22 protein-coding genes are annotated in these 19,827 nt (G+C 68.7%); 9 read left to right on the top strand and 13 right to left on the bottom strand.

Annotation, left to right across the window (positions count from 1 at the left end; genetic code table 11):
* Positions 1 to 68: 68 nt before the first annotated feature.
* The 7 genes from AC3RXZ_RS10535 to AC3RXZ_RS10505 form a co-directional block, all read right to left on the bottom strand.
* Entirely contained in the window at positions 69 to 755 is a 687-nt protein-coding gene (locus AC3RXZ_RS10535; RefSeq protein WP_243228690.1) for a hypothetical protein, read from the bottom strand.
* Positions 755 to 1,645, bottom strand: a complete 891-nt coding sequence (locus AC3RXZ_RS10530) for an ABC transporter ATP-binding protein (protein ID WP_243228692.1) — start codon at positions 1,643 to 1,645, stop codon at positions 755 to 757. Before AC3RXZ_RS10530 ends, AC3RXZ_RS10535 begins: the two co-directional genes overlap by 1 nt.
* Positions 1,642 to 2,031, bottom strand: a complete 390-nt coding sequence (locus AC3RXZ_RS10525) for a GntR family transcriptional regulator (protein WP_243228694.1) — start codon at positions 2,029 to 2,031, stop codon at positions 1,642 to 1,644. The genes AC3RXZ_RS10530 and AC3RXZ_RS10525 overlap by 4 nt, the downstream gene beginning before the upstream one ends.
* A 123-nt stretch (positions 2,032 to 2,154) precedes the next feature.
* The gene (locus AC3RXZ_RS10520; RefSeq protein ID WP_243228696.1) at positions 2,155 to 2,958 is read right to left on the bottom strand and encodes an ABC transporter permease subunit; all 804 of its coding nucleotides are present in this window, start codon (positions 2,956 to 2,958) and stop codon (positions 2,155 to 2,157) included.
* Positions 2,951 to 3,979, bottom strand: a complete 1,029-nt coding sequence (locus AC3RXZ_RS10515; RefSeq protein WP_243228698.1) for an ABC transporter ATP-binding protein — start codon at positions 3,977 to 3,979, stop codon at positions 2,951 to 2,953. Before AC3RXZ_RS10515 ends, AC3RXZ_RS10520 begins: the two co-directional genes overlap by 8 nt.
* The gene (locus AC3RXZ_RS10510; RefSeq protein WP_491493986.1) at positions 3,976 to 4,647 is read right to left on the bottom strand and encodes a TetR/AcrR family transcriptional regulator; all 672 of its coding nucleotides are present in this window, start codon (positions 4,645 to 4,647) and stop codon (positions 3,976 to 3,978) included. Before AC3RXZ_RS10510 ends, AC3RXZ_RS10515 begins: the two co-directional genes overlap by 4 nt.
* Before the next feature lie 39 nt (positions 4,648 to 4,686).
* Entirely contained in the window at positions 4,687 to 5,163 is a 477-nt protein-coding gene (locus AC3RXZ_RS10505; protein WP_491493985.1) for an SRPBCC domain-containing protein, read from the bottom strand.
* A 16-nt stretch (positions 5,164 to 5,179) separates the two neighbouring features.
* Between AC3RXZ_RS10505 and AC3RXZ_RS10500 the strand changes: the two genes are divergently transcribed.
* The 7 genes from AC3RXZ_RS10500 (at position 5,180) to AC3RXZ_RS10470 (ending at position 12,143) form a co-directional block, all read left to right on the top strand.
* Positions 5,180 to 5,500, top strand: coding sequence for an ArsR/SmtB family transcription factor (locus AC3RXZ_RS10500; RefSeq protein WP_491493984.1), 321 nt, complete (start codon positions 5,180 to 5,182; stop codon positions 5,498 to 5,500).
* Between the two features lie 9 nt (positions 5,501 to 5,509).
* Positions 5,510 to 6,655 (top strand): class I SAM-dependent methyltransferase, encoded by a 1,146-nt coding sequence (locus AC3RXZ_RS10495; protein WP_491493983.1) that lies wholly within the window; start codon positions 5,510 to 5,512, stop codon positions 6,653 to 6,655.
* Between the two features lie 329 nt (positions 6,656 to 6,984).
* The gene (locus AC3RXZ_RS10490; protein ID WP_243228708.1) at positions 6,985 to 8,295 is read left to right on the top strand and encodes a quaternary amine ABC transporter ATP-binding protein; all 1,311 of its coding nucleotides are present in this window, start codon (positions 6,985 to 6,987) and stop codon (positions 8,293 to 8,295) included.
* Positions 8,295 to 9,209 (top strand): ABC transporter permease, encoded by a 915-nt coding sequence (locus AC3RXZ_RS10485; protein WP_491494118.1) that lies wholly within the window; start codon positions 8,295 to 8,297, stop codon positions 9,207 to 9,209. The genes AC3RXZ_RS10490 and AC3RXZ_RS10485 overlap by 1 nt, the downstream gene beginning before the upstream one ends.
* A 56-nt stretch (positions 9,210 to 9,265) precedes the next feature.
* Positions 9,266 to 10,180: a glycine betaine ABC transporter substrate-binding protein gene (locus tag AC3RXZ_RS10480; RefSeq protein ID WP_243228712.1), complete on the top strand. Its 915-nt coding sequence runs from the start codon at positions 9,266 to 9,268 to the stop codon at positions 10,178 to 10,180.
* A 101-nt stretch (positions 10,181 to 10,281) separates the two neighbouring features.
* A complete protein-coding gene (locus AC3RXZ_RS10475) occupies positions 10,282 to 11,190 on the top strand; it encodes a glycine betaine ABC transporter substrate-binding protein (RefSeq protein WP_491493982.1) in 909 nt (302 codons plus the stop codon).
* A 41-nt stretch (positions 11,191 to 11,231) separates the two neighbouring features.
* Complete coding sequence (locus AC3RXZ_RS10470; protein ID WP_243228714.1) at positions 11,232 to 12,143, top strand: glycine betaine ABC transporter substrate-binding protein; 912 nt, start codon at positions 11,232 to 11,234, stop codon at positions 12,141 to 12,143.
* Positions 12,144 to 12,195: 52 nt separating this feature from the next.
* On the opposite strand, the gene AC3RXZ_RS10465 is transcribed toward AC3RXZ_RS10470, so the two are convergent.
* Complete coding sequence (locus tag AC3RXZ_RS10465; protein ID WP_243228715.1) at positions 12,196 to 12,798, bottom strand: bifunctional 4-hydroxy-2-oxoglutarate aldolase/2-dehydro-3-deoxy-phosphogluconate aldolase; 603 nt, start codon at positions 12,796 to 12,798, stop codon at positions 12,196 to 12,198.
* Between the two features lie 99 nt (positions 12,799 to 12,897).
* On the opposite strand from AC3RXZ_RS10465, the gene AC3RXZ_RS10460 reads away from it, so the two are divergent.
* Positions 12,898 to 14,343, top strand: coding sequence for a lipase maturation factor family protein (locus AC3RXZ_RS10460; protein WP_491493981.1), 1,446 nt, complete (start codon positions 12,898 to 12,900; stop codon positions 14,341 to 14,343).
* Positions 14,344 to 14,346: 3 nt separating this feature from the next.
* On the opposite strand, the gene AC3RXZ_RS10455 is transcribed toward AC3RXZ_RS10460, so the two are convergent.
* Positions 14,347 to 15,072 (bottom strand): alpha/beta fold hydrolase, encoded by a 726-nt coding sequence (locus AC3RXZ_RS10455; protein ID WP_243228717.1) that lies wholly within the window; start codon positions 15,070 to 15,072, stop codon positions 14,347 to 14,349.
* A gap of 81 nt (positions 15,073 to 15,153) precedes the next feature.
* On the bottom strand, positions 15,154 to 15,948 hold the full coding sequence (locus AC3RXZ_RS10450; protein ID WP_243228718.1) for an SDR family NAD(P)-dependent oxidoreductase: 795 nt from the start codon (positions 15,946 to 15,948) through the stop codon (positions 15,154 to 15,156).
* 74 nt (positions 15,949 to 16,022) lie between these two features.
* Here AC3RXZ_RS10450 and AC3RXZ_RS10445 point away from each other — a divergent pair, with 74 nt between their 5' ends.
* Positions 16,023 to 17,033 (top strand): NAD(P)-dependent alcohol dehydrogenase, encoded by a 1,011-nt coding sequence (locus tag AC3RXZ_RS10445; RefSeq protein ID WP_243228719.1) that lies wholly within the window; start codon positions 16,023 to 16,025, stop codon positions 17,031 to 17,033.
* 9 nt (positions 17,034 to 17,042) lie between these two features.
* Here the strand turns inward: AC3RXZ_RS10445 and AC3RXZ_RS10440 are convergent, their stop codons facing one another.
* Genes AC3RXZ_RS10440 through AC3RXZ_RS10430 form a run of 3 tightly spaced genes read right to left on the bottom strand, consistent with a single transcriptional unit; the run spans position 17,043 to position 19,806 of the window.
* Positions 17,043 to 17,867 carry an amidohydrolase family protein gene (locus tag AC3RXZ_RS10440; protein WP_498265587.1) on the bottom strand — a complete coding sequence of 275 codons (825 nt, stop codon included), beginning with the start codon at positions 17,865 to 17,867 and terminating at the stop codon, positions 17,043 to 17,045.
* On the bottom strand, positions 17,843 to 18,592 hold the full coding sequence (locus tag AC3RXZ_RS10435) for an amidohydrolase family protein (RefSeq protein ID WP_491493979.1): 750 nt from the start codon (positions 18,590 to 18,592) through the stop codon (positions 17,843 to 17,845). Before AC3RXZ_RS10435 ends, AC3RXZ_RS10440 begins: the two co-directional genes overlap by 25 nt.
* Complete coding sequence (locus tag AC3RXZ_RS10430; RefSeq protein ID WP_491493978.1) at positions 18,589 to 19,806, bottom strand: aspartate aminotransferase family protein; 1,218 nt, start codon at positions 19,804 to 19,806, stop codon at positions 18,589 to 18,591. The genes AC3RXZ_RS10435 and AC3RXZ_RS10430 overlap by 4 nt, the downstream gene beginning before the upstream one ends.
* Positions 19,807 to 19,827 lie beyond the last annotated feature (21 nt).

Here is a 19,827-nt window from a genome sequence, read left to right as displayed (position 1 = left end):
TGTTCGCGTGAACAACGAGAGGTCTCGTAAACAGGACGGGGTCTCGACGACTTGCGGATCGTGACGACCTACGGGATCGTCCGGCGGAACGCGAAGAACGACACCACCGAGAGCACCGCGACGGCGACCAGACCCCAGAGGGCCAGGCCCACGGCGCCGAGGGTCAGGATGCCCTCCCAGACCTGCCCCCACAGCTCGAGACGGGTGACGAGGAAGACCAGCCCCACCAGCACGAGCGCGATCGCGAAGCTGGCGATGAGCAGCACCATCTGACCCCAGCTCTTGTAGATCGTCGCCCCGGTGAAACCGATCACGAAGAAGAACAGCGCGAGCGTGAAGTAGACGACGAACGCTCCGAGCGGGCCCGCCTCCCACAGCCAGGGCAGGTAGAAGACATAGCCGTTGACGCCGTACCCGTTCGTCAGCATCTCGATGCCGCCGCCGATCAGGAACAGGATGCCCATCAGGGCGCTGCCGAGGATCGCGGTGAGCAGCGTCCCGAGGAAGAACTCCCGGCGCGTGATGCTCATCGCCTGCGAGAACGGGAAGGTGAGGGTCATCGCCGACATCCCGATCGCGAAGAAGTACCACAGCGGGGCCTGCCCGCCCCCGCCGTACTTGGGCTCGTCGACGGGGATCATCGCGTAGATGAGCACCGAGATGAGCACCGCGGCGCCCAGGATCATCAGGGGGTACCAGATGAAGGTGCCCTTGTTGATCAGCTGGAGCCGGATGACGTTGAGTGTGCGTCGCATCAGTGGACCTCCTCCGCCGCGGCGGCTTTCTGGGTGAGTCGGACGACGAGCTGCTGCAGGGAGACCGGTGCGAGATCGAGTCCGGATGCCGTGAGCTCGGCGCGCTCGTCGTCGGACAGTGCCCCGAGCGCCGTGACCGACGCGACGCGTCCCAGCGCCTCGCGGTGCAGGATGTCGCGCCCGGCGGCCCAGGCGTCCACCTCGGCGGCGTTGCCGATCACGGTGACCGCGCGGTCGCGTACGGCGTCCGTATCCTCGTTCAGCAGGATCTGCCCGTTGTCGATGACGATCACCTTCTCGATGAGGTTGGAGACCTCGTCGATGAGGTGCGAGGACAGGATGATCGTCCGCGGATGTGCGGAGTAGTCCTCGACGAGGCGGTCGTAGAAGATCTGCCGGGCCACCGCGTCGAGCCCGAGATACGGCTCGTCGAAGAACGTGATCTCGGCGCGCGAGGCGAGTCCGATGATGACGCCGACCGCGGAGAGCTGGCCGCGGGAGAGCTTCTTGATGGTCTGCTTCATCGGCAGCTGGAACTCCGCGATGAGCGCGTCGGCGAACTCCTGGTCCCAGTTCGGGAAGAACAGGCTCGCCGCCGTGAAGGCGTGCTTGGGATACGCGTCGTCGGGGTACTTCTGGCTCTCCCGGACGAAGCAGATCCGGCTGAGCACGTGCGCGTTCTCGTACGGGTGTTCGCCGAACACGCGTACGGTCCCGGAGGACTCGAAGTTCTGCGCGGTGAGGATGGACATCAGCGTGGTCTTGCCGGCGCCGTTGCGGCCGAGGAGGCCGTAGATGGCGCCGCCTTCGATCGCGAGCGACACGTTGTCGAGCGCGCGCTTGTCCTTGTAGCGCTTGGTGAGGTTCTGCACCTCGATGACGGCGGTCATGCGCGGGTGTTCCCTTCTGCGGTGGCGGATGCTGCCGCGCGTTCGCGCAGCAGGGCGGTGAGGTCCTCCGCGCCGAGCCCGAGCGTGCGGGCCTCGGCGAGGAGCGGGTCGATGTAGCGGTCGGCGAAGGCGGCGCGGCGCTCGCCGAGGAGGTGGTCGCGGGCGCCGGCGGTGACGAACATGCCGATGCCGCGCCGCTTGTACAGCACGCCCTTGTCGGTGAGCATGGCGACTCCCTTGGCTGCGGTGGCGGGATTGATCCGGAAGAAGGCGGCGAGCTCGTTGGTGGAGGGCGCCTTGGTCTCCTCCTCCAGCGATCCGTCGACGATCGAGTCCTCGATCTGCTCGGCGATCTGGAGGAAGAGCGCTTTGCCTTCTTCGATCACGATGCCTCCGCGGTTGGTCGGTTAGTTACTCGACTAAGTAACCATACAACCCAAGGCGTGTCAACCCCGGCATCGAGGAAGCGGGTCCAGCGCCTCATGGCGCCGGACCCGCTTCGTCGGCCGTCAGCCCCGGAGGTCGCGGAGGCGCAGCGCCACCGCGGATGCCGCGCACAGCGCGAGAGCGAGGCCCCACGTCAGCGCCAGGCCGCCCGCGTGCACGCCGTCGGCGAGGGGCGGCTGGTGGTAGACCCAGGCGTAGGGGGACAGCGCGTTCAGCCACTCCAGATCATCCGACTGCTTGGCGAGGGCCTGCAGGATGTACCCCAGGACGGCGATGCCTGCTCCCGCCCCGGTCGCCCACGCGCGCCGGCCGGCGGCGGCGCCGGCGAACAGGGCGGCGGATCCGGTGAGGAACGCGAGCCCGGTCAGCGCGGCGACGGCGCCCACGAGGTGCGGTGCTTCGAGCTCCAGTTCGGCCGTGCTGTTGAGCCCCCAGATGACGAGGCCTGAGAAACCGCCGAGCCAGGCGAGCCGCACCAGCACCGAGAGGGCCGACTCCAGGGCGTACTGCCCACGTCCGATGCCGTGCGCGAGATCCAGTTCGAGACGGCCGTTCTCCTCGGACCCGGCGATCGCGGCGGAGCCCCAGATGACGGCGGCGATCGTCAGCAGCAGGAACCCCATGAGTCCGAAGAACGTGCTCTGGGCATACCCCGCTCCGCTGGAGATCTGGTCGTACCCCAGCGTCTCGACGAGCTCCTTCGGAAGGGCCGAGATGATCTCCTCCAGCTGCCCGTCGCCGCCCAGGCTCGGGTACAGCGGCAGGTAGAGGAACAGGACGGCGGCCAGGCCGATCGTCCAGCCGAGGACGCCGCGCCACGACTCCCGGACGCTGCGCCGGAAGACCGGAAGGAAGCTGTCACGCATCGCGTCCTCCCCTCATGGCGCGCCGCGCTCGTCGCGTCGCCGGCTCGGCCGGCGGGCGCTCCATCGATGCCGTCGCCGCGGCGGGATCGATGGCGACCGCATCCGAACCGTACAGTCGCAGCACCGACTCCTCGAGGTCGGGTTCCTCCACGGTGAGGCCGTGCACCGGATGGCGCGCGAGCTCCTTCACGAACGGATCGATCGCTCCCTCGATCGTGGCGGACAGCCGCACGCCGCCGTCGTCGGGGGAGACCTCGAGCGCTTCGATCCCGGGGATCCGCTCGAAGACGGCACGGATGGCCGCGGCATCCACCCCGCCGAGTCCGGCGCGGACGCGGCGGATCGAGCCGAGTCGCAGCGACGCGACGTCCCCGTCCGCCACCACCCGTCCGTTCGCGAGGACGGCGACCTCGTCGGCCGTCTGCTGGATCTCGCTCAGGACGTGCGAGCTGAGCAGCACGGTCTGGCCGGCATCCCTCGCCTCGCGGACCATCTGCAGGAACTCGCGCTGCACGAGCGGGTCGAGTCCGCTCGTCGGCTCGTCGAGGATCAGGAGCTCGGGCTCGTGCATGAAGGCCTGGATGAGCCCGAGCTTCTGCTTGTTCCCCTTGGACAGCGATCGCACCGGCCGGTCGAGATCGACACCGAGCCGCTCCGCGATCTCGTGTCCGCGCTGCCTGGTAGCCGCGTTGTCCGCGCGCGACCCGGACACCTCTCCGTAGAACCCGAGGAGACGGCGCCCCGTCACACGCCCGTCCAGGCGCAGCTCGCCGGGTACGTAGCCGATCCGCCGGCGCAGCGCGGTTCCCGCATGACGAGGGTCCTCGCCGAGCACCCGCACGGAGCCCGACGAGGGGCGGATGATGTCGACGAGCGTGCGCAGGGTCGTCGTCTTACCGGCACCGTTCGGCCCGATCAGCCCGAACACGGTGCCGGGGCGCACACGCAGATCGAGCGAGTGCAGTGCGATGCGGTGGCCGTAGCGCTTGTGCAGCCCGCGGGTCTCGATGATGTCGGTCATGGCCGCTCCTCCGCGTTCTCGGATGCCTCGGCATCCGCCTTCTCCGCCTCGAGCGCGCTGCGCGCGCCCTCGAGGAAGGCGTCCGTGGCGTAGATGCCGTGCGTCAGCAGCTCGAGCGTCGGGACCGTGGTGCGCCGGAGTCCTTCGGCGCTCAGCTGGTCCTCACCGAGGACGCGCGCGATCTGGCCGCGCATGATGACGGGGCCCAGGCCGATGAGGGTCAGCAGGAGCGTGGTCATCTCGGGGTCGCTGGTGGGTTCGAGCAGGCCTGCCGCACGCTGCTCGTCCAGCACGGACCGGGTGGCGGCGAGGATGCTGTCGAACAGTCTGTCCGACGCGGCCGAGCCGTCGCGGAGCATGTGCCCGAGGTAGTCGATGTAGGCGCCGTACTGCTCGAGATCGTTCAGTGCGGCGCGGATGCGATCCTGCATGGGGGCCGAGATGAGGTCGTGCTTCTCGTCCATGAACGCTGCGACCACGTAGTCGTCGCACGCTTCGCGCAGAGCCGTGCGATCGCCGAAGTGGTGCACGATCAGGGCGGGACTGACCCCGGCTTCGCGCGCGATGGCGCGCAGGCTCGTTGCGTCGAACCCGTCGCGGGCGAAGGCAGCGATCGCGGTGTCGCGGATGCGCGCTCGGGCGGTGAGATCCTCGGATGCTGAACGCATGTACAGCAGACTAAACAGTTGTTCAGTCGCCGTCAAGGCTCAGCGGTAGAAGCCCTCGCGCAGATCGATGCCGTACTCCACCCAGGCCTTGAGTGCCGCGAGCATGCCCGTCCAGCCCTCGCAGTTGCCGAACGCCGCCTTCGCGCCGTCCTCGGTCGGGCGCCAGGAGCGTTCCGTGATCGTCACGAGCGTCCGGGTGCCGTCGTCGATCGATGCGAACTCGAAGGTGGTCGTCGTCGTGCCGGACTCGGCGGTGGTGTTCTCGCCCTCCCATTCGATGACGATGCGCTCCGGCGCCACGGCTTCGACCACCGTGACGGGGAAGCGTCCGGGGAAGTCGGCGAAGTCCCACGAGACCTCGGCTCCAGCCTCCAGGCGCCCGCGAGCGCCTCCGGTCGTGAAGTAGCGCGACAGTTGCGCCGGATCGACGACCGCCTCATAGGTCTCGGCGATCGGCTTGGAGATGCGCCCCGATACCGTGAAGGACAGTTCAGTGAGGTCTTCGGTGTCTGACATGTTGTAAGATTACAACATGAATTCGGATGAGGCCAGAGGCGACGACGATCTTGTCTTCAAGGCTCTGGCCGCGCCGATCCGGCGTCGAATGCTCGATGCACTGCGGCTCTCCCCGCGCACGACCGGTCAGTTGTGCGCGCAGTTCCCCGAGCTCGACCGCACCACGGTGCTGCAGCATCTGCGGGTGCTCGAGCGGGCCGAACTCGTGATCGGTCGGAAGGTCGGGCGCGAGCGTCACTTGACGCTCGCCCCGTTGCCGATCAAGCGCATCTTCGATCGCTGGATCGGGGACTACGCGCGGGCCGCCGTCGAACTGCTCGACGACCTGGACGCCTAGGGTGGGTTCGTGCCCGAGTTCCCGTACGACCGGCTGAGCCGGTCTCCCGACGTGGAGGCGCCGAACCTGCAGGCGCACGACGCCACCGATCCGCTGCTCGTCGAGCGCGGGATCGAGCTCGCCACGGAGCGCGGACTGACCGGTTCTCAGCTCGCCGTGATCGGCGACGGCTACGGGGCGATCACGCTGGCTCTGCTGGATGCCGGCTTCGACGGTGTCCGCGTCCATCAGGACCTGGCGACCGGACGGCGCGCACTCGCGCGCAACGCCCTCGCCCTCGGGCTCGCGGGCTGCGTGCCGCACGAACTGGACGACGCGCTGCTGACGGGAGCGCGGCTCGTTCTGCTGCAGCTGCCCAAAGCGCTGGCCGAGCTCGAGGAGATCGCGGATGCCGTGGCGAGGTGGGCAGCGGACGATGTCGTGCTCGTCGCCGGCGGCCGGGTCAAGCACATGACTCTCGCCCAGAACGAGGTGCTCGCAGGCTCCTTCGCGCAGGTGCAGCCGCAACGGGCCCAGCGGAAGTCGCGGCTCATCGTCGCCGCGCATCCGCGTCCCGTGCCGGAACGTCCGCCGTACCCGGTCCGCCACGAGCATCCCGACTTCGGGCTGACCCTCGTCGCGCACGGAGGGGCCTTCGCCGGGGCGCGCATCGACATCGGAACCCGAGTGCTGCTCGACGTCCTGGCCGAGCGCAGTCCGCAAGAGACGAACGGGACCAGGAACCGGACCGTCGTCGATCTGGGGTGCGGAACCGGCGCCCTCGCAGCGGCCTGGGCCCTCGCCCATCCCGACGACCGCGTCATCGCGACCGATCGCTCGGCGGCGGCCGCGGCATCCGCCCGGAAGACGTTGACCGCGAACGGACTCGGCGACCGAGTCGCTGTGGTGCACGACGACGCCGCGTCGGAGATCCCGGATGCCACTGCGGATGTCGTCCTGCTGAACCCGCCGTTCCACCTCGGGACGAGCGTCCACACCGCAGCCGCGTCGCGCCTGTTCGAAGCCGCGGCGCGCATCCTCCGCCCCGGCGGCGAGCTGTGGACCGTGTACAACTCGAGCCTGGGGTACAAGGGGGAACTGACCCGCCTGATCGGGCCGTCCCAGCAGGTCCGCCGCACCCCGAAGTTCACGGTGGCCCGCAGCATCCGACGCTGATTCCCGATACGCGGATGTATCGTCTAATCCCCCGTTCAGACGCCGATTCCACGGGGTCCGACACGCCGGGATTTGGCCCTGACCGGCCATTTCGTTACGGTGGAATGCGGGCCTTGTGGCCCGAAGACCAGTCCGCGGCCGCGTCCTTCTTTCGAATCGCTGTGCTACCGAAGAGGCGTGGGCGTACGGTCGATGTTCTTTTGCGGGGGATCCGAAATCCGCCGTCCGTGCCGCCAGTGCAGCGTCGTCGAAACGGCCTTGTGAACATCACCCGGGCGTAACCGAAGCGGCCTCACCGCGACCCTGGAACGGTGAGCCGCGGGGGAAACGTGACCGAAACCGCACTTGTTGCGCGCCATCTCTTCAAGGTGTTCGGACGGAACCCGAACCAAGCCGTCCGCCGCCTGAAGGCCGGCGAATCCCGCACCGACGTCCTCGACGCCGGGACGGCCGCCGTCATCGACGCGAGCTTCACCGTCAACCGAGGCGAGATCTTCGTCATCATGGGACTGTCGGGTTCCGGCAAGTCCACCATCATCCGCATGCTGAACGGTCTGCATGACGCGACCGACGGCACCGTCATCGTGGGCGGCGACCAGATCACCGATGTGCCTGCTGCCCGCCTGCGCGAGATCCGTCGCGACAACGTCTCGATGGTGTTCCAGCATTTCGCGCTGCTGCCGCATCGCACCGTCGCCGCGAACGTCGCCTATCCGCTCGAGCTGAAGGGCGTTCCCAAGGCCGAGCGCCTGGCCAAGGCCGAAGAGGTGCTGGCCATGGTCGGGCTGGCCGGCTGGGGCGACAAGCTGCCCTCCGAGCTGTCCGGCGGGATGCAGCAGCGCGTCGGCATCGCCCGAGCGCTCGCCGCGGACACCGACATCCTGCTCATGGACGAGGCGTTCAGCGCGCTCGACCCGCTGATCCGCCGCGAGATGCAGGAGCAGCTGCTCGAGCTCCAGCAGAAGCTGCAGAAGACCATCGTCTTCATCACGCACGATCTCAACGAGGCCATGTTCCTGGGCGACCGGATCGCGGTCATGCGCGACGGCCGCATCGTCCAGATCGGCACGCCGGAAGACATCCTCACCGATCCTGCGAACGACTACGTCGAGCAGTTCGTGCAGGACGTCGACCGCGCTCGCGTGCTGACCGCGGCGAACGTCATGGAGCGGCCGCGTCCCGTCGTCGCCGAGTCCGCCGGCCCGCGCACCGCACTGCGCCAGATGCGCGACGCCTACATGTCGGCCGCATACGTCACGGGTCGCGATCGCAAGCTCATCGGCATCGTCACCGACCGCGACGCGGTCAAGATGATCCGCAAGGGGGACTCGCAGCTGGCCTCCATCGTGAAGCCGGTCCCGCAGAGCGTGTCCGAGGACGAGATCCTCATGAACCTGTTCGTCCCCGCTGTGGAGTCTCCGCTGCCGCTGGCAGTGACGGACGCCGCAGGGCGCCTCGTCGGCGTCATCCCGCGCGTCACGCTGCTCGCCGCCCTCGGCCCCGGCCCCGGTGCGACCGAGGAGATCACCCTGCCGCACCTGCCGGTTCCGCAGGCCGAGATCGACGCGGTGCTCCAGGAGGGCTTCGCCGCGGATGCCGCCGCGCCGGTGGCATCCGCGACCGAGAAGGAGGTGCTGTGATGGAGAGCTTCCGCATCCCGCTCGGCGAGTGGGTCTCGGCCGTCGTCGACTGGATCAAGGACAACCTCGCGGGTCTGCTCGACGTCATCTCGTTCGTCGTCCGCTTCCTCGTGGACGGCCTCACGGACATCCTGGTCGGCACGCCGTTCCCGATCATGATCGCGATCTTCGCGCTCATCGCGTGGCTCGTGCGGTCCTGGCAGATGGCGGTCGGAACGGTCATCTCGTTCCTGCTGATCGTCTCGATGGGGCTGTGGGAGCTGGCCATGCAGACGCTCGCGCTGGTCCTCGTCTCGGCGCTCGTGGCGATCGCCATCGCCGTCCCGCTGGGCATCTGGTCGGCGCGCAACGACACCGTCCGTCTCATCCTCAAGCCCGTCCTGGACTTCATGCAGACGATGCCGGCGATGGTCTACCTGATCCCGGCGATCGTGTTCTTCAGCATCGGCGTCGTTCCGGGCCTGGTCGCGACCGTCATCTTCGCGCTGCCCCCTGGCGTCCGGCTCACCGAGCTCGGCATCCGCGGGGTCGACTCCGAGACCGTGGAGGCCGGTCAGGCGTTCGGCGCGAAGCCGGGACAGATCCTGCGGGGCATCCAGCTGCCGCTCGCGATGCCGTCGATCATGGCCGGCGTCAACCAGATCATCATGCTCTCGCTGTCGATGGTCGTCATCGCCGGCATGGCAGGCGCCGACGGACTCGGCAAGGAGGTCGTCCTGGCGATCTCGACCGTCGACACGGCCAAGGGCGTGGAGGCCGGACTCGGCGTCGTGCTGGTGGCCGTCTACCTCGACCGGGTCACGGCCGCGCTCGGCACGCCGAACGAGTACGGCTCGTCGTTGCTGAGCGTGCTCGCCCGCAGCAGGGCGCAGCGCAACCAGGCATCGTCTGCCGCGGCGTCCGCCCTGGCCTGACGCACTACTCACCTGAACCCATACGGAACGCATCACAGCATACGAAAGGAAGCACCATGAAGAACACCCGGCACATCACAGCCATCACAGCACTTGGAGTCACCGCATCCCTCGCCCTCGCGGGCTGCGCGACGGGGGCCGGCGGAGACGGCGGCGAAGGCTCCGCCGACGGAGACAAGGGCACCATCACTCTCGGGTTCCTGCCCGCGTGGACCGACGGTCTGAGCATGGCGTACCTGCTCCAGGACCAGTTCGAGAAGCTCGGTTACACGGTCGAGCTCGAAGAGCTCACCGAGGCGGGCCCGCTGTACACCGGCCTCGCCCAGGGCGACGTCGACATGTACCCGTCGGCCTGGCCCGAGGTCACGCATGCCTCCTACATGGAGCAGTACGGCGACGATCTCGAGGACCTGGGCGCCTACTACGACAACGCCGTCCTGACGATCGCGGTCCCGAGCTACACCGAGATCGACTCGATCGCGGAGCTCAAGGGCAACGCCGACATGTTCGACGGCAAGATCATCGGCATCGAGCCGGGTGCGGGGCTGACCAAGCAGACGCAGGAGTCCATGATCCCGACCTACGGCCTCGAGGGGGAGTACACCCTTCAGACGTCGTCGACGGCCGCCATGCTGACGGTGCTGGGCGAGGCGATCGACAACAAGGAGGACGTCGTCGTCACGCTGTGGAAGCCGTTCTGGGCGAACAGCTCTTACGACGTCAAGACGCTCGAGGATCCGGAAGGCGCCATGGGCACCCCCGAGACCCTGAACTTCATCGGTCACAAGGGCTTCGCCGAGGAGTTCCCGGAGGCCGCGGAGCTCGTCGAGCAGATCAAGCTCGACGACGCGCAGTACGGTGCGCTCGAGAACCTCGTCGTGAACGAGTACGGCGAGGGCGAGGAAGCCGAGGCGGTCGACGCCTGGCTCGAGGAGAACGGCGACCAGTTCGACTGGGTCGTCACCGAGTGATCCACGCCTGAGGAAAGGGGGCGTCGCAGCGTCTGCTGCGGCGCCCCTTTTCTCATCGCGCCCGCAGGAACGACATACGACACGGAAGACACATACGGAACATGACGAAGCGCACGCACATCACCGCCGGCATCCTCGTTCTCGGGATGGGCGCCACTCTGGCGCTGACCGGTTGCACGAACGACTCGGCCGGGGCATCGGGAGATTCGGACAAGGGCACCATCACGATCGGCTTCCTGCCGTCGTGGACGGATGCCGTCAACAACGCGTACCTGCTGGAGGACCAGCTCACCAAGCTCGGCTACGACGTGGAGCTGGAGACGCTCACGGAGCCCGGCATGCTCTACACCGCGCTCGCCCAGGGGGACGTCGACATCTATCCGTCGGCCTGGCCGGAGATCTCGCAGAAGGCGTTCATGGAGAAGTACGGCGACGATCTGGAAGATCTCGGCACTTACTACGAGGGTGCACAGGGGTTCCTCGCGGTTCCCGACTACGTGGACGACATCGACTCGGTCGAGGACCTCAAAGGGCAGGCGGACCGATTCGACGGCAGGATCTATACGATCGAACCCGGGTCGGGAACGGCGACGATGGCGGCGGAGAAGCTCTTCCCCGCGCACCGGCTCGGCGACGAGTACAGCCTGACCTCCTCGTCGCTCGCGGCCATGCTGACGGTGGTGGACGATGCCGTCCAGTCGCAGGAGGATGTCGTCGTCACGCTCTGGAAGCCGTTCTGGGCGATCGACGCCTATGGCCTGAAGGAACTCGATGACCCGCTGAACGGGATGGGCGACCCGGAGGGTCTGCATTTCCTCGGCCACAAGGGCTTCTCCGAGGAGTTCCCGGAGGCCGCGGAGCTGATCGGGCAAATCACCCTCGACGACGCGCAGTACGGCTCGCTCGAGAACCTGGTCGTGAACGAGTTCGGTTCCGGTCAGGAGCCCGAGGCGGTCGACGCATGGCTCGAGGAGAACGGCGACCAGCTCGACTGGGCCGTGACCGAGTGACTTCCCCGCAGCATCCCGATCTCATGGACAAGGAAACGAAAATGACCGGACGCACACGTCCCATCCTCGGCATCCTGGCCCTGGGCGCGGGGGGCGCCCTGGCGCTGACCGCGTGCTCATCCGGAGGTGACCCCGGGACAGCACCGCAGACCGACGAGAAGGGCACGATCACCGTCGGCTACCTGCCGGCCTGGACGGATTCGCTCAGTATGAGCTTCCTGCTGAAGGACCAGCTGGAGAAGCAGGGCTACACCGTGGAGCTCACCACGCTCACCGAGGCCGGGCCTCTGTACACGGGGCTGTCCGAAGGGGACATCGACATCTATCCGTCGGCGTGGATCGACGTCGCACAGGCCGGGTACTGGGAGAGATACGAGTCCGATCTCGAGGATCTCGGCACGTACTACGACCAGGCGAGTGGCATGCTCGCGGTCCCCTCCTACGTCGAACTGGATTCGATCGCCGATCTGCGCGGACAGGCAGATCGCTTCGATGGCAAGATCTACACGATCGAGCCGGGTTCGGGGGCGGCGACGTACGCCCAGGAGTCCCTGCTGCCCTCCTACGGCCTCGACGACGAGTACGAACTGGTCACGTCGTCCACGCCGGCCATGCTGACGGTGCTGGAGGACGCGATCCGGAACCAGGAGGACATCGTCGTCACGCTGTGGAAGCCCTACTGGGTGAACGACGTCTTCGACATCAAGGAGTTGGAGGACACCGAGGACGGGTACGGCGATCCCGAGGGGCTGCATTTCGTCGGCCACAAGGGATTCTCCGAGGAGTTCCCGGAGGCCGCGGAGCTGATCGGGCGGATCACCCTCGACGACGCGCAGTACGGCTCGCTCGAGAACCTGGTCGTGAACGAGTTCGGTTCGGGTCAGGAGCCCGAGGCGGTCGACGCATGGCTCGAGGAGAACGGCGACCAGCTCGACTGGGTCGTGACTGAGTGATCCACATCTGAAGGGTCTGGGGCGTCGCAGCGCCCGCGGCGGCGCCCCATTCTCATCGGCCGAGGAGTTCAGCCAGCATCGGCAGCTGAGCAGGATCCTCCAGCGCGGAACCGACGGCCACGACTCGAGCGCCCGAGTGCAGATACTCGCCGGCGTTGGCAGCGCTCATGCCGCCGGTGGCGACGAAACGCGCCTGGGGAAAGGGGCCGCGCATGGCGCTCAGCCAGGATGCCCCGAGCACCGAGGCAGGGAAGGCCTTCAGCCAGGTGAGCCCCGCCTTCATGGCGAGCTGCACCTCGCTGGCCGTTGCGACGCCGGGCATGCTGAGCAGCCCGGCGTCATGCGATGCGCGGACGACCTCGAGATCGAAGCCAGGGCTGACGGTGAACGAAGCGCCCGCGGACGCCGCCTGGGCGACATGCTCGGCGGACACGACCGTGCCGGCGCCGACGAGCTTGCCGCGTTCCTTCGCCGCGGCGGCGACCACGCGCAGCGCCTCGATGTCTTCGTCGGTCTGAATCGGCAGCTCGACCACGTCGATGCCGAGGTCCCACGCCGTCGTCGACACCGCGAGGCTTCTCTCCGGGCCCATGCCGCGGAGGATCGCCATCAGCGGCGCGCCGCCGAACAGCTCGTCGAACCCGGTGTTGTCCATGAGCATCCCTTCGATGTCCCGACGACCGGAGCCGTCCGCAGGCGTCCCGGGGAAGCCTATCGCCCGACCCGGCGGGTGCGAGAGGCGTAGCCTGGCGGCATGGACGGTTTCGCGGCTGTCGACTTCCTCTTCGCGCGCGAGGTCCTGCAACGGGGCATCGCGGCGTTGTATCTCGTCGCCTTCGTCTCCACGCTGAACCAGTTCCGTCCGCTGCTGGGAGAGAACGGCCTGCTCCCCGCTCCACAGTTGCTGGAGTGGGTGGCGGCGTCGAAGAGCCGGCGCCGGATGCTGCACCCCACGCTCTTCCTCCGCCTCCGCTACACGGATCGGCGCCTCGCGGCGCTGTGCTGGGCGGGCATCGTCGTCTCGGCATCCCTCGTCCTCGGCATCCCGCAGCAGGGCCCGAGCTGGGTGCCGATGATCCTGTTCCTCGCCCTGTGGCTGGGGTACATGTCGATCACGAGCATCGGCCAGACGTTCTACTCATTCGGATGGGAGATGCTCCTGCTCGAGGCGGGGTTCCTCGCGGCGTTCCTCGGATCTGTGCACGAGCCCGTGCCGACCGTGGTCATCGTGCTGTTCTGGTGGCTGGTGTTCCGGCTCGAGTTCGGCGCGGGCATGATCAAGATCCGTGGCGGCCGCGAGTGGCGGGACCTGACCGCCCTGACGTTCCATCACGAGACCCAGCCCATGCCGGGCCCGCTCAGCCGCCAGGCTCACCTGCTGCCCCGGTGGTTCCACCAGGCCGAGGTGCTCGGCAATCACTTCGCGCAGCTCGTCGTGCCGTTCTTCCTGTTCGCCCCGATCCTGTCGTTGTTCGTCCCGGGACCGGTGCCGATCCTCGTCGGCGCGGTGGCGGCCGTCATCGTGATCGCGACCCAGCTGTGGCTGGTCCTGACCGGCAACTTCGCGTGGCTGAACTGGGCGACGATCGTGCTCGCCTTCTCGGCGATCGGGATTCCGGGTTCCGGCCCCGTCGAGCAGATCCCGCCGTACTGGGTCGTGATCACCTCGGCTGTCGGGGTGCTGTACCTCGTGCCGAGCTGGCCCGCGCTGCGCAACCTGTTCGCCCGCCGGCAGCTGATGAACGCGAGCTTCAACCGATGGCAGCTGGCGAACGCGTACGGGGCGTTCGGGACAGTCACGAAGGAGCGCATCGAGATCGTGGTCGAGGGGACGCGCGACGCGGATCCGGATGCTGCGGAGTGGGCGGAGTACGCGTTCAAGGGCAAGCCGGGAGCGGTGCGTCGCGTACCGCGGCAGTTCGCCCCGTATCACCTGCGGCTGGACTGGCTGATGTGGTTCCTGCCGCTCGGGCGCTCGCTGGACGACTGGTTCACCGCCTTCCTCGTGCGGCTGCTGGAGGCGGATGCCCCGACGCTGCGCCTGCTCGCCGACGACCCGTTCGACGGGGAGCGCCCGCGGTGGGTGCGCGCGGTGTCGTATCGCTACCGGTTCGCCTCTCGCGCCCAGCGGCGGGAGGAGGGGGTCGTGTGGGTGCGCGACCGGCGACGAGAGGTCATGGGGCCGGTGTCGCTGCGGTGATCCTCAGTGCTCGAGCCATCGTGCCAGCAGCTCCGGCTGCTGCAGCGGGATGCCGTGTCCGGCATCCCGGACGAACTCCAGCGTGCTCCCGGGCGACGAGCGGTGAAGCGCCTCTGCAGACCTCCTCATGAGAGCCTTCTCGCGAGATCCGGCGAGGATCAGCGCCTGCCCGGGGAAGGCCCTCCAGCCGTCGGGGATGGTGAAGCGGATGTTCTCGCCCACTGCGGCGACCAGGTTCGGCGTCGTCATCGCCGACGAGGTCCGCTGATAGTCGTCGAGCAACGCGGGAGGGACGAACAACTCCTTCGCCTGCAGGCGTGCGAACCATCGGAAGCGCGCCAGCCCCGATGCAGACCGTAGCAGGGCGAGCACGAGACGGGGTGCGGGGGTGGGTTCCGCTTGGGCGCTGATCACGACCACGCGGTCGACCAGGTCGGGGCGTTCCGCCGCGAGGAGCACCGCCAGCTGTGCGCCGAGGGAGAACCCGGCGACCGTGGTCGGGCCGGCCTTCTCGGTCTCGAGGATCGAGATGAGGTCGCCCACGGTGCGCTCGTGCGAGGTGTATGGCTCGTGTGCGCTCCGATCGTGGCCCGGGAGGTCGGGGATCAGCAGCCGCGTTCGAGGATCGAGGTGCTCTCGCACGGGCGTCCACATCCAGCCGGCGACGCCCCCGCCGTGCAGCAGCAGAATGCGCGGGCGCGACGGGTCTCCGTGGCGCTCGACGTGCATGTCGCCACCCTACCGCGCACATCTGCCCGCGTCGGCCGCTCAGGGCAGGCCGGTGCGCGAAGCGTCTTGGCGGCCGCTCCGCTACGGGACGATCGAATCCACATAGCCGCCGTCGACCCGCACGGCGGCTCCTGTCGTGGCGGAGGCGAGCGGCGAGGAGAGGTAGGCGACCATGTTCGCGATCTCCTCGGGTTCGATCAGCCGCTGCAGCAGAGACTGCGGGCGGTGAACCCGCATGAACTCGCGCTGAGCCTCGTCCCACGGCAGCGCCGGATCCACGAGCTCGTAGACGAAGGCCTCGACACCACCGGTGTGCGTGGGCCCGGCCAGCACGGAGTTGACCGTGACGCCGGTGCCGGCGGCATCCTTCGCGAACCCGCGCGAGACGGCGAGGAGCGCGGTCTTCGACATGCCGTAGTGGATCATCTCGGCCGGGATCACGACGGCCGAGTCACTGGCGATGTTGAGGACGCGGCCCCAGCCCCTCTCCTTCATACCCGGGAGGGTCGCGCGGATCAGGCGCACGGCGGCGAGGACGTTCACCTCGAAGTACCGTCGCCACTCGTCGTCCGGGATCTCGAGCGCGTTCTCCGAGCCGAAGATGCCGAGGTTGTTGACGAGCACGTCGACGGGGCCGGTCGCGGCGAGCACGGCATCCGCGCCCTCCGTCGTGGTCACATCACCGGGCGCGGCGACCAGCGAGCGGTCCGGGTTCTCGGCCTGGAGTTCGGCGATCACGGATGCCACCGTCGCCGCGCTGCGGCCGTTGACGGCGACGCGTGCGCCGGCATCCGCGAGAGTCGCCGCGATCGCCCGACCGATTCCCTGGGTCGAGCCTGTGACGAGGGCGGTCCTGCCTGAGAGGTCGATGCGCATGGGGGAGTCCTTTCTTCGCTGAACAGGTGCAACGCGTCACAGCCCGCCGGCATGCCCGCACCTAAGCTGATCGCATGACGAATCACACCGCCGTGATGCCCGAACTCGGACGCATCGAGCTCGTGGACCGCCCGGAGCCGACGCTCGCGCCTCGGGAGGCGCTCGTGCAGATCGAGTCGGTCGGCGTCTGCGGATCCGATGCCGCGTACTACACGGTCGGCTACATCGGCGACTGGGTCGTGGACGGACCGATCGTTCTGGGGCACGAGGCATCCGGCCAGGTCGTCGCCGTCGGAGCCGAGGTGACGCGGGTGGCCGTCGGCGACCGGGTGGCGATCGAGCCCGGAACGCCCTGCCGCGACTGCGCCGACTGTCTCGCCGGCCGGTATCACCTGTGTCCCGACCTCGTCTTCCTCGCGACCCCGCCCCACGACGGCGCGCTCACGCAGCGGCTGGCGATGGACGAGCGGAACCTTTTCCGGATGCCGGACACCATGTCCTTCGACGAGGGGGCGATGCTCGAGCCGCTGTCGGTCGGGATCTGGGCGTGCCGGCGTGCGGGATTCCAAGCAGGGGACAGCGTCCTCGTCACCGGAGCGGGGCCGGTCGGCGTGCTCGCCGCGCAGGTCGCCCGCGCCTTCGGCGCCTCGCGCGTCGTCGTGGCCGATGTGTCCGACTACCGCCTGGATCTCGCGGCATCCCTGGGGTTCGAGGTCGAGAAGGTGAGCGGCGAGACGTCGCACGAGGCGGAGTTCGACGTGCTGCTGGAATGCTCGGGAGCACCCGACGCGCTCGCGGACGGGCTGTGGCGCCTGATGAACGGCGGGCGCGCGGCCATGGTCGGGATGCCCAAGCAGTCGGTCGAGCTGCCGCTGTCCAAGCTCAACGTGCGGGAACTGTCGATCAGCCTCGTGAACCGCTACGCGCACACGTGGCCGACCGCGATGGCGCTCGTCGCCGACGGACGGGTGGATGCTGCGGCCATCGTGACGCATCACTTCCCGCTGGCCGCGACCGCCGACGCCCTGATGCTGGCGAAGACGGAACCGAAGTCGATGAAGGCGATCATCCATCCGCAGCGGTGAGCGGCGATCTCAGCGGGAGATCAGGCGCCGGGCGTTGCCGCTCGTGAGGGCGGCGAGCTCCGATGTCTCCAGCGCGGAGGCGGCGAGTTGGAGCATCGTCGCCTCCGGGGTCTGCACCGGATAGCCGCTGCCGAACACCCAGCGATCCTCCTCCTTCCCCAGCACGTCGACGATGTTCAGCGGTCCGTTGACGTGCCACAGGTCGAGGTGCACGCGCGGGAGCTCGATGTCGTCGAGATGGCGACGCGTCTGCTCCCACTCCTCGATGCGCAGCCCGCTGACCAGCATGCGGGTGTCCGGCGCCGCGCGGAGCAGTTCGGCGAGCTCCTCGGGGCGCGGATCCTCGACGGCGAGAAGCGGATGCCGAACCCTGCCGTCGTCGAGCCGCACCAGCACCTGCAGCGGCAGATCCAGCTCGGCGCACGCGATCGCGACCTCCGTCGCCGCCGGCGAGCGGTACCGGTGGAACCCGGGCGCGATCCGGACGCCTGCGGCACCGGAGGCGACGGCCCACCGGAGCTCCCGCTCCCACGTGGTCGCGGTGGGGTCGAGGACGACGAAGACGCGGAAGGGATCGTCCGCGCACGACCTCAGGGCCTGCTCGTTTCCGGCGCGGGTGCCGAAGCCGAACAGCGACGCGAGATGCGACACCCAGACCTCCGACAGTCCGTGCCGGACGGCGTACGCACGCAGGTCCCCGACCGATGCGGATGCCTCCAGACGGAAGGGCCACTGGCCCAGGTGGCAGGTGGTGTCGATCGCGCGCTCGGCGCGGAACCCGTCGAGGAGCCTGAGTGCTTCGGAGCCGATCATCCCGTCACCTCGCTCAGCCACCGTCGCGCGTTGCCGCCGAGCACGCGGTCGAGGGCTGCCGCGTCCAGACCGGCGCCCAGCACCTTGCCGACGTTCTCCGCGAGACCGGAGTGGTGCAGGTCGGATCCGAAGGCCACACGATCGGCGCCGAGACGCTCGACCGCGATGGCGACGTCGCCCGCCCCGATGATGGTGCCGGACGTGTCCACGGCGACGTTCGGAAACGGCTGGACGGCATCGATCGCCGACTCGACCTGGCCGCCCAGATGCGCCATGAGGAAGCGGACGTCCGGATGCCGCGCGGCCACGCGAGCGACATGGTCCGCGGTGCTCTCGAACGGCAGCTGACCGGTGGTCTTCCGCCACGCGTGCGTGAGCACGATGAGCCGGTGCTCTGCCGCATACTCCAGGAACGGGTCGACGAGCGGGTCATCCGCGAAGGCCGACACCCAGAGCTTGACCCCCACCATCCCGGCGTCCTCGACGCAGTGGCGCAGATCGCTCAGGGTGCGGGTGCCTCCCCGAGGGTTGACGTAGCAGTAGCCGAGAAGGCGGCCGGGGTGCCGAGCCATCTCCGCGATCATGATCGCGTTCATCTCGCGCACGTCGTCGGGACTCGGGTGATGGACGTAGGCGCCGATGTTGCTGCACACGAATCTCGTCACGCCGAGACGCTCGCCCTGCGCGAAGACGGCCGGATCGAAGCGCCCGTCGCTGAGATGCGTGTGAAGGTCGATCCCGCTCACGGGAGCGCTCCCCATGCGTGGTCCAGTCTCCGCAGCGCTTCGTCGATGTCCGCATCCGTGTGGGCGCGGTTCACGTAGACGACCGAGTACAGCGAGACCCCGGCGGCGAACGCGGCGCGGAACAGACGCGGCAGGACACTCGCATCCTCCGCCACGAACTGCGGGCACACCTCGAGTCCGGTCAGGCGCGCGGGAATGCTGCGACGCGACAGGATCTCGTTGACGCCGGCCTGCAGGCGACGTCCCGTGCGATGCAGCCTCCCGACGACGTCCTGGTCCCGGTACGCCGTCATCACGGCGATCGCGGCGGCGAGCGAGAGCGTCTCGCCGGCGTATGTGGAGCTGATCACGACCTCGCCGCAGTCGAGCGACGCGAACATCTCGCGGCGGCCGCAGTAGACGGCGAGGGGCATGCCGTTGGCGATCCCCTTGCCGAACACGGCGAGATCCGGAGCGATGCCGAAGCGCTCGGTGACGCCGCCGATCGCGATGCGGAATCCGGTCACCATCTCGTCGAAGGCCAGCAGCGCCCCGTGCTGCGTCGTGATCTCGCGCAGGTACGCGTAGAAACCCGCCGCGTCGGGGAGCGAGGGATAGTCGGCCGCCACGAGGACGACGGCGACGTCGGATCCGTGCTCCCGGAACAGCGCCGACAGGGTGTTCCGATCGTCCCACGCCACCTGGTGGTGCAGCGCCGCGACCGCCGTCGGGACGCCAGGGACCGCGTCGGCGTGCGCTCCGGGCAGCACGCGGGCGCCCGCGGCCACGCTGTTCAGCCATCCGTTGTAGCCGATCTGCACGACGCGGTCACGGCCCGTGCGGGCACGGGCGATCCGGATGACGGCGGCCAGCGCCTCGCCGCCTGTCTTCAGGAAGCGCGCGGCTTCCGCCCCGGGGACGAGATCGCAGAAGAGCTCGGCGGCGATCGTCTCCAGCGGATGCGGATGCCCGAAGAGCACGCCGTCGGCCAGCTGCTCCGTGATCGCGGCGTTCACCGCGGCATCCGCGTAGCCGAGAGTGACCGGTCCGAGCGCGTTGCGGAAGTCGATGAACTCCCGGCCGCGGTCGTCCCAGACCCGGCACCCGAGCCCGCGGACGATGACCTCCGGCTCCTCCGGCAGCAGCGTCGGAGCCTTCGAGTTCGTGCTCGAGCCGACGGGCATGACGGCGAGAGCCCGCTCCCGCCAGCTCTCCGCAGGGTTCCTGGTCGTCATCGTCCGTCTGCTCTCGCGCGG

The organism is Microbacterium cucumeris, assembly GCF_058349845.2.
The sequence above is the reverse complement of the archived record's forward strand: the minus strand, read 5'-3'. Positions and strand labels throughout refer to the sequence as shown.

Excerpts from the sequence above, each read along its gene's own strand:
- AC3RXZ_RS10510 (WP_491493986.1), bottom strand. The coding sequence starts at position 4,647 with ATGCGTTCAGCATCCGAGGATCTCACCGCCCGAGCGCGCATCCGCGAC.
- AC3RXZ_RS10515 (WP_243228698.1), bottom strand. The coding sequence starts at position 3,979 with ATGACCGACATCATCGAGACCCGCGGGCTGCACAAGCGCTACGGCCAC.
- AC3RXZ_RS10485 (WP_491494118.1), top strand. The coding sequence starts at position 8,295 with ATGGAGAGCTTCCGCATCCCGCTCGGCGAGTGGGTCTCGGCCGTCGTC.
- AC3RXZ_RS10475 (WP_491493982.1), top strand. The coding sequence starts at position 10,282 with ATGACGAAGCGCACGCACATCACCGCCGGCATCCTCGTTCTCGGGATG.
- AC3RXZ_RS10450 (WP_243228718.1), bottom strand. The coding sequence starts at position 15,948 with ATGCGCATCGACCTCTCAGGCAGGACCGCCCTCGTCACAGGCTCGACC.
- AC3RXZ_RS10455 (WP_243228717.1), bottom strand. The coding sequence starts at position 15,072 with ATGCACGTCGAGCGCCACGGAGACCCGTCGCGCCCGCGCATTCTGCTG.
- AC3RXZ_RS10530 (WP_243228692.1), bottom strand. The coding sequence starts at position 1,645 with ATGACCGCCGTCATCGAGGTGCAGAACCTCACCAAGCGCTACAAGGAC.
- AC3RXZ_RS10535 (WP_243228690.1), bottom strand. The coding sequence starts at position 755 with ATGCGACGCACACTCAACGTCATCCGGCTCCAGCTGATCAACAAGGGC.
- AC3RXZ_RS10505 (WP_491493985.1), bottom strand. The coding sequence starts at position 5,163 with ATGTCAGACACCGAAGACCTCACTGAACTGTCCTTCACGGTATCGGGG.
- AC3RXZ_RS10500 (WP_491493984.1), top strand. The coding sequence starts at position 5,180 with ATGAATTCGGATGAGGCCAGAGGCGACGACGATCTTGTCTTCAAGGCT.
- AC3RXZ_RS10460 (WP_491493981.1), top strand. The coding sequence starts at position 12,898 with ATGGACGGTTTCGCGGCTGTCGACTTCCTCTTCGCGCGCGAGGTCCTG.
- AC3RXZ_RS10520 (WP_243228696.1), bottom strand. The coding sequence starts at position 2,958 with ATGCGTGACAGCTTCCTTCCGGTCTTCCGGCGCAGCGTCCGGGAGTCG.
- AC3RXZ_RS10470 (WP_243228714.1), top strand. The coding sequence starts at position 11,232 with ATGACCGGACGCACACGTCCCATCCTCGGCATCCTGGCCCTGGGCGCG.
- AC3RXZ_RS10465 (WP_243228715.1), bottom strand. The coding sequence starts at position 12,798 with ATGGACAACACCGGGTTCGACGAGCTGTTCGGCGGCGCGCCGCTGATG.
- AC3RXZ_RS10480 (WP_243228712.1), top strand. The coding sequence starts at position 9,266 with ATGAAGAACACCCGGCACATCACAGCCATCACAGCACTTGGAGTCACC.
- AC3RXZ_RS10445 (WP_243228719.1), top strand. The coding sequence starts at position 16,023 with ATGACGAATCACACCGCCGTGATGCCCGAACTCGGACGCATCGAGCTC.
- AC3RXZ_RS10430 (WP_491493978.1), bottom strand. The coding sequence starts at position 19,806 with ATGACGACCAGGAACCCTGCGGAGAGCTGGCGGGAGCGGGCTCTCGCC.